Origin of the sequence: uncultured Phyllobacterium sp. (genome assembly GCF_902479695.1) — a bacterium.
GTDB classification, from domain to species: domain Bacteria; phylum Pseudomonadota; class Alphaproteobacteria; order Rhizobiales; family Rhizobiaceae; genus Phyllobacterium; species Phyllobacterium calauticae.
Genome location: NZ_CABSQF010000083.1, coordinates 1 through 6,935, shown reverse-complemented (window position 1 = coordinate 6,935; position 6,935 = coordinate 1). Strand labels below are relative to the sequence as shown.

General features: G+C 61.4%; 8 protein-coding genes. 5 read left to right on the top strand and 3 right to left on the bottom strand.

Going from position 1 to position 6,935, the window contains the following annotated elements; translation table 11 throughout:
• Both RDL77_RS24505 and RDL77_RS24500 read left to right on the top strand, forming a co-directional pair.
• Positions 1-1,580: molybdopterin-dependent oxidoreductase (locus RDL77_RS24505; protein WP_288195096.1), on the top strand; the 1,580-nt coding region annotated here is incomplete at its 5' end.
• Complete coding sequence (locus RDL77_RS24500) at positions 1,552-2,487, top strand: NAD(P)-dependent oxidoreductase (protein WP_288195095.1); 936 nt, start codon at positions 1,552-1,554, stop codon at positions 2,485-2,487. The genes RDL77_RS24505 and RDL77_RS24500, both read left to right, overlap by 29 nt.
• Here RDL77_RS24500 and RDL77_RS24495 read toward each other — a convergent pair.
• Together RDL77_RS24495 and gcvA are read right to left on the bottom strand one after the other, a co-directional pair.
• Complete coding sequence (locus RDL77_RS24495; protein WP_288195094.1) at positions 2,484-3,218, bottom strand: glutathione S-transferase; 735 nt, start codon at positions 3,216-3,218, stop codon at positions 2,484-2,486. The two genes, RDL77_RS24500 and RDL77_RS24495, sit on opposite strands and share 4 nt — an antisense overlap.
• The gene (gene gcvA / locus RDL77_RS24490; protein ID WP_288195093.1) at positions 3,208-4,137 is read right to left on the bottom strand and encodes a transcriptional regulator GcvA; all 930 of its coding nucleotides are present in this window, start codon (positions 4,135-4,137) and stop codon (positions 3,208-3,210) included. The genes RDL77_RS24495 and gcvA overlap by 11 nt, the downstream gene beginning before the upstream one ends.
• 143 nt (positions 4,138-4,280) lie before the next feature.
• Between gcvA and RDL77_RS24485 the strand changes: the two genes are divergently transcribed.
• Genes RDL77_RS24485 through RDL77_RS24475 form a run of 3 tightly spaced genes read left to right on the top strand, consistent with a single transcriptional unit; the run spans position 4,281 to position 6,756 of the window.
• Positions 4,281-4,751 (top strand): RidA family protein, encoded by a 471-nt coding sequence (locus tag RDL77_RS24485; protein ID WP_288195092.1) that lies wholly within the window; start codon positions 4,281-4,283, stop codon positions 4,749-4,751.
• A gap of 2 nt (positions 4,752-4,753) precedes the next feature.
• Positions 4,754-5,947, top strand: coding sequence for an aminotransferase class V-fold PLP-dependent enzyme (locus RDL77_RS24480; protein ID WP_288195091.1), 1,194 nt, complete (start codon positions 4,754-4,756; stop codon positions 5,945-5,947).
• A gap of 26 nt (positions 5,948-5,973) precedes the next feature.
• A complete protein-coding gene (locus RDL77_RS24475) occupies positions 5,974-6,756 on the top strand; it encodes an SDR family oxidoreductase (RefSeq protein ID WP_288195090.1) in 783 nt (260 codons plus the stop codon).
• Here RDL77_RS24475 and RDL77_RS24470 read toward each other — a convergent pair.
• A partial coding sequence (locus tag RDL77_RS24470; protein ID WP_288195089.1) for a hypothetical protein occupies positions 6,737-6,935 on the bottom strand: 199 nt, incomplete at its 5' end. The two genes, RDL77_RS24475 and RDL77_RS24470, sit on opposite strands and share 20 nt — an antisense overlap.

Here is a 6,935-nt window from a genome sequence, read left to right as displayed (position 1 = left end):
GAACAGATCGACGGCCTTCAGCCCCGGCTATGGCAACGCGGCCGGGGCTGAAGGCCGTCGATCTGTTCAAGGCTGTGGGCGATGGCCGGATCAAGGCTTTATGGATCATGGCGACCAACCCGGCCGATTCCATGCCGGAAGCTGATCTCGTGGTCAAGGCGCTAGAGACGTGCCCGTTTGTCGTGGTCTCCGACATCAATGCAAGAACGGATACGACCGTCTATGCCCATGTGCTGCTGCCTGCGGCCGGATGGGGCGAAAAGGACGGAACGGTCACGAACTCGGAACGGCGTATCAGCCGGCAGCGGCCGTTTCTGCCTCCGCCCGGCGAGGCAAGGCCGGACTGGTGGATTATCACCGAAGTGGCGAAACGCATGGGGTTTGCCGCCGCCTTTGCCTACCAGAATCCTGCGCAGATCTTTGCCGAACACGCCGCATTGTCAGGGGTGGAGAATGAGGGGAGCCGTGATTTCGATATAGCTGCCCAGGCAGCCATATCCGCAACCGGCTATGACGGGCTCTCGCCATTCCAATGGCCGCAAAGCCAGCGCAATGGTTCATCAGGCGGGCGCTTTTTTGGGGAAGGCGGCTTTTTCACATCTGATCGCCGGGCGCGGTTCATTGCGGTGCATCCGGTTGATACCCACACCACTGATAAAAGGTTCACGTTGAACACCGGGCGTGTCCGCGATCACTGGCACACGATGACGCGCACGGGAAAAAGCGCGCGCCTGTCCGCGCATTTCGCCGAACCTTTTGCGGAGATACATCCGCTCGATGCCGTGGGACTGAGAATTGCCGATGCCAGCCTTGTCCGGTTGTACAACGATCACGGCGGCATCATCGTCCGAGCCCTGCTGACGGACAGGCAGTCGCGCGGCAGTGTGTTCGTGCCCATGCACTGGACCGACCAGTTTGCCGGTAGTGCCCGGGTGGACACATTGGTGACATCGCGTACCGATCCGGTTTCCGGCCAGCCTGCACTGAAGATGGCAAGGGTGGATATCCAGTCTTTCGAAGCTCTCTGGTACGGGTTCGCGGTCCTGCGTGACAAGCCCCGGACGATTGCGGCGGATTACTGGGCACTTGCCAAGGCCAATGGAGGATACCGGATCGAACTTGCCGGTCTTCACGAGCCGGATGACTGGGCGATGTTTGCCGGAGAATTGTTCGGTTGCGGCGAGGGAGTACCGCTGCTGCGTTATCACGATGCAAGGAATGGCCAGCATCGCACGGCTGTCTTTGCCGGTGATGCCTTGATCGGCGCGCTTTATATAGGTCGTCAGCCCGTAGCTGTGTCGCGCAGCTGGGCCAGCGATCAACTGTCGCAGAGCTTTGCAGCTGCGCAGAACCGTTTCCAGCTTCTGGCGGGACGGCCCGGCAGGGATATGCCTGACAAGGGAGCGATTGTCTGTTCGTGTTTTTCCGTCGGCCGCAACGAGATTGCCAGCGCTGCACGCAGCGGCTGCCAGACCGTTGCAGCTATTGGCGAAGCTTTGAAGGCGGGGACGAATTGCGGCTCCTGCCGTGCCGAAATCAGGGGGATTGTCGATGCAAATCTTGTCCAGGCCGCAGAATAGCCCACGCCCCGGCAGTATCGGGCAACTGGCGGTGCTGCCGGTGTTTTTCAGCCTTGCGGGCAAGCGCGGTGTCGTTGCGGGCGGAACCGCCGCAGCCGCATGGAAAGCCGAACTGTTGGCAGCGGCGGGCGCCGAGGTTCATGTCTACGCCGAAGCCATGAGCGAGGAAATGTCCGCCCTGATTGCGGCAGGACCGTTCGTCCATCATGCGCGCAGGTGGTCGGCAACGGATTTGCACGGTGCTGCCATCGCCGTTGCCGACGCCGCGACGGAACAGGAGGCTGAAGCATTCCTGCATGCGGCGACGCAAGCCGGTGTGCCGTGCAACGTCATCGACAAGCCGGCATTCTGCGCGTTTCAGTTTGGTACCATCGTCAATCGTTCGCCCGTGGTGGTCGGCATATCGACCGATGGCGCAGCACCTATATTGGGGCAGGCGATCCGCCGGCGGATCGAGACGGTCCTGCCCGCATCGCTGGCAGCCTGGGCGCGACTGGCACAACAGTTGCGCGGCCATATTGCCGGGGCGTTGCAGCCCGGTCGCCAGCGCAGGCTGTTCTGGGAGGATTTTGTCAATCGCGCCTTTGGCGTGGACCCATTGCCCGATGAAAAGGCCAAACTGCAGGCACGGGCGATGCAGATCGCCAATGCCCGGAATTCCAGAACCGGCACGGTGGCTGTCATCCCGGTCGAGAGCAATGACCCCGAGCTTCTGACACTCAAAGCCATGCGTCTGCTGCAAATGGCCGATGCGATCTTTTACGGCAGGAATGTTCCGCCTGCCGTTCTGCAGCTGGCGCGGCGGGAGGCCAGGCGCATTCCCCTGGCCGATGAACCGTTTCACGACGCTGCTGCGCAGCGTCTTTGCGCCGACGGCAAGAATGTCGTTGTTCTCAAACGCGCCTAGACGGCGTCCTGATCGAGTTCGGGGTAATGACGGAAAATGCCTGACTCATTGAAGGGAATACGCCGCGGCGAGGCGAGATAGCGGGCAATGTTGGGCCGCTCCCGGACCCGATCACGCAACGCCACCAGTAGGGGATACTGGCGATCAAACAACCGCGTTGCGCGGGGAAAGGCATATCTCAGCCCTTCGATCACCTGAAACAATGAGAGGTCGACATAGCTGAGCCCGTTGCCGACGCTGTGCCTGTCACCGTCCGGATTATTGGCAAGGTTGCGCTCGAAATAGCCGAGATATTTCGGGATACGATGGTCGATGAAGCTGGTCGAACGTGCCTTCGCTGCTTCCATCTGATCTTCGTAGTAAAGCTCGGTGGCAATCGGATGATGCGTGTCGTGCACCTCGCAGACAAAGTCGGTGACGGTCAGTTGCAGGCCATTGGCGGCATAGCGCAATCCCTCATTCTCCGGCACCAGACCGAGTTTGGGTCCGAGATAGAAGAGAATATTGGCGACATGTGAAACAAGCAGTTCGCCGTCTTTCAGAAAAGGCGGTGCGAACGGCGTGTGCGAGGTATCGGCGCCTTTCAGCATCCGCATCATTGCGGATGTGCCGCGCCCGCTGCCGGTTTCGCGGGTGATGTCGACATAGGCGGCACCGGCTTCTTCCAGCGCCAGCCGGATGAACTCGCCACGTCCCTGTATGCCGTCCCAGTAATAGAGTTCATAGGGCATTGCCGGTTTCTCCATTGCTCTGATTGGATGCCTTTGCGGTTTCCGCGATCAGCCAATCGATAAATATTTGGGCCGCCGAAGCGCTCCTGGCCCCTTTGGGTGTCACCAGCCAATGGGCGGTTCGGGTGGAGGTGATCGTCTGCGCGCATGGCTGTACCAGACGCCCGGTCCGCAGGTGATCGCGGATCAGCAGCATGCGGCCGATGGCAATGCCCTGACCGTCCAGCGCTGCCTGCAGGGTGATGTTGTAGTCCGTCAGCTGGATGGTGCGGGCGCCGGACAGATCAAGGCCCACGGCATCGGCCCAGACCTGCCAGTCGACGGGCTTCCTGGCGAACAGCAATGTGTGGCGCAGCAAGTCCTCCGGCGTCTCAATGGCTTTGTCCGATTGCAGAAGTGCCGGGCTGATAACCGGGCTGAGCTGTTCGGCCATGAGCAGGCGCACATCGACCCCGGGCCAGTTTCCGTCGCCATAGCGGATGGCGATGTCGGCCTCCCCGGCGGCAATGTCCGCGCTGCGCAGGGTGGGATCGAGTTCGAGGCCGATGTCGGGGTGCAGCGATTGAAACCCGTGCAGGCGCGAGACAAGCCAGTTGGCGGCAAAGGAAGGCAACAGACTGATGCGGACCACTGTGCGCTTGTTCCTGCCGCGCAGGTCTGCGGTGGCGGCGGCGATGAGGCGGAATGCATCGACGGTGCGGGCGCGATAGTCCTCGCCCTCCGGTGTCAAGGCGATGCTGCGCGCCTTGCGGACAAACAGCGGCAGGCCGAGAAACTCTTCCAGCTGGCGGATATGATGGCTCACGGCGCTTTGCGTGATGAGCAGTTCTTCGCCTGCCCGGCGAAAGCTCATCAGCCGCGCGACGGCCTCGAAGGCTCGAAGTGCCTGCAACGGCGGCAAGGTGGTGGAGGAGCGCATTTCGCCTCATGCTTTCGACTGCGTGTCATCAGCTTATCCGGGTTTGCAGACATTAGCCAGATCGATCAGTGACGCCAGTGTTTTGAATTGGACCTGCGGAGCAGGGCCGTTGATGATGCCGGCATAGTCAGCCGGAGATGATGATGTCAGCCACCATAGCAGAGAAGCTTGCAACCCTCGGTCACGACCTGCCGGTCGCGTCCGTGCCTGTTGCCAATTATATATCGGTCGTCCGCGCCGGCACCCTGTTGAGCATATCGGGGCAGATCAGCCGTATCGATGACGGGAATGCCGTCCTCGGTGTTGTCGGCGCGTCTGTTTCACTTGAGGAAGGCCGCAGGGCAGCCGAGATCGCGGCGCTCAACGTGCTGTCGCAGATTGCCGCGGCCACCGACGGGACGATTGCCAGCGTGCGGCGCATCGTTCGTCTTGGCGTCTTCGTGGCGGCAACGCCTGACTTTACCCAGCACCCGCAGGTGGCCAATGGCGCATCGGACCTGATGGTTGCGGTGTTCGGCGATGCGGGGCGTCACAGCCGTGCCGCCGTCGGCGTCAGCTCATTGCCGCGCGGCGTTGCTGTCGAGGTGGATGCACTGGTGGAACTGGAGGGCTGACGGTGACCCAAACGCTCGATATTGAACAGCTCCGCTCGGAGACGCCGGGGTGTGCCATCAGCACCCACTTCAACCATTCCGGCTCTTCGCTGCCTTCCAATGCAGTGCTGGCGGCGGTGACCGAACATCTCCAGCGTGAATCGCTCTACGGCCCCATGGAAGCTGCGGCGAATGCGACAGGCCTGATCGATGAAGCGCGGGCGGATGCCGCCGGTCTCATCGGCGCGGCGCCTGCCGAGATTGCCTTCTCCAGCAGCGGTTCCGCCGCCTGGGGACTGGCCTTTGCCGCTTTGCCGCCGCTCGTGGCGGGTGACCGCATTCTGGTCGGTCGTCAGGAATGGGGCGGCAATCTGTCGACGATGCAGGCGGCGGCGAAAAGAGCGGGTGCATGCATCGAGACCATCCCCGTGAATGAGGACGGCAGTGTGGATGCCAATGCGCTCGCTGCCATGATCGATGACCGCGTTCGCCTCGTTGCCTTGACCTGGCTTCCCGCCAATGGCGGGCTTATCAACGATGCCGCTGCCATCGGCCGGGTCACGCGTGCGGCGGGCATTCCCTATTTCATCGATGCGGCGCAGGCGCTCGGTCAGCTTCCCGTGGATGTCAGCGCCATCGGCTGTGACATGCTGAAGGGGTCCGGTAGAAAATTTCTGCGTGGCCCGCGCGGCGCGGCCATCCTCTATCTGCGCAAGGCCTTTATCGAAACACTCGAACCGGCCTATCTCGATGTCCTTTCCTCGACATGGGGCGAGGACGGACCTAACGTGCGGACGGATGCGCAGCGCTTCGAGACAAGTGAGAAGCCCATCGCCCTGCTGCTGGGACTGGGAGCGGCGCTGAAACAGGTGCGCAGCCTCGGCGTGGATGCAATCCGCCAGCGGATCAGGGCGCTTTCCGGGCAATTGCGCGATCAGCTGGCTGCCATCCCCGGTGTTGCGATTCATGATCTCGGCACCGAGAAATCCGGATTGGTCTCTTTTACGGTGGCGGGCATTGCGCCACAGGTTCTTCGCAGCAGACTTGCGGAAAAGCGGATTACAATTGCGGCAAATGGGATACCCTACACACCGCTCGACATGACGGCGCGCGGCCTCAATGAGATTGCGCGGGCGTCGGTCAGCTATCTGAACACAACGGATGAAATTGACCGTCTTTGCGATAATGTTGCCGCTCTTGCGCGGCAGGCCGCTTGACAGAATGAAGGACAGGTGAGGACAGAATGGATCTGGGAATCAGGGGTAAGCGGGCAATCGTCTGCGCGAGTTCAAAAGGGCTCGGTCGCGGCGTTGCGGAAAAGCTGGCGGAAGCAGGCGTTGACCTGACGTTGAATGCCCGCACGGAAGCGGTGCTGCGCGAGACGGCAAAGGAAATCGCCGATACCTACGGCGTCAAGGTGCAGATCGTTGCGGCGGATGTGACGACGGAGCAGGGCCGCAAGGAACTTCTGGCTGCCGAACCGCAACCGGATATTCTGGTCAACAATGCCGGCGGGCCGCCGGCCGGTCTGTGGTCCGACTGGCACGAGGAGGAATGGCTGAAGGCGGTCAATGCCAATATGCTGACACCGATCTATCTGATGAATGCGATCCTGCCCGGCATGGTCGAGCGCAAATGGGGCCGCGTGGTCAATATCACATCCGGCTCGGTGAAATCCCCCATTGCCCAGCTCGGCCTGTCGAATGCCGCGCGCAGCGGCCTTACCGGTTTTGTCGCCGGAACCGCCCGGCAGGTGGCGCGCCACGGCGTGATCATCAACAATCTCTTGCCGGGCTCGCACGAGACCGACCGGATCAAGGGATTTCTGGAAAAGACTTCGGAAACCAAGGGCATCTCCATCGAACAGGCGCGCGCTGAAGCCCATGCCGCCAATCCGACCGGCCGTTTCGGCACCAAGGAGGAATTCGGCGCGGCAGCCGCCTTCCTGTGCAGCCAGTATGCCGGCTTCATCGTCGGGCAGAACCTTCTGCTCGATGGCGGCGCCTTCAACTCGACGCTGGGGTGAAAGCCTGCATCGATGCCGTGAGTTCCATAATTAAACTTATGCAACTCACGGCTGTAGCCGCAAAGTTAAAATGTCCTGTTTCTGCAAAGTAGAAACGTCGCTGTGTCACCTTCTCGTTGATTGCAACGAGATTTGGGATGCGGATTTTGGGACTGATTTTAATGAGCGAACGCGAACTG

What these genes read in the sequence shown, in the direction of transcription:
- RDL77_RS24485 (WP_288195092.1), top strand. Translation starts at nt 4,281, where the DNA reads ATGTCAGCCACCATAGCAGAGAAGCTTGCAACCCTCGGTCACGACCTG.
- gcvA (WP_288195093.1), bottom strand. Translation starts at nt 4,137, where the DNA reads ATGCGCTCCTCCACCACCTTGCCGCCGTTGCAGGCACTTCGAGCCTTC.
- RDL77_RS24500 (WP_288195095.1), top strand. Translation starts at nt 1,552, where the DNA reads ATGCAAATCTTGTCCAGGCCGCAGAATAGCCCACGCCCCGGCAGTATC.
- RDL77_RS24475 (WP_288195090.1), top strand. Translation starts at nt 5,974, where the DNA reads ATGGATCTGGGAATCAGGGGTAAGCGGGCAATCGTCTGCGCGAGTTCA.
- RDL77_RS24495 (WP_288195094.1), bottom strand. Translation starts at nt 3,218, where the DNA reads ATGCCCTATGAACTCTATTACTGGGACGGCATACAGGGACGTGGCGAG.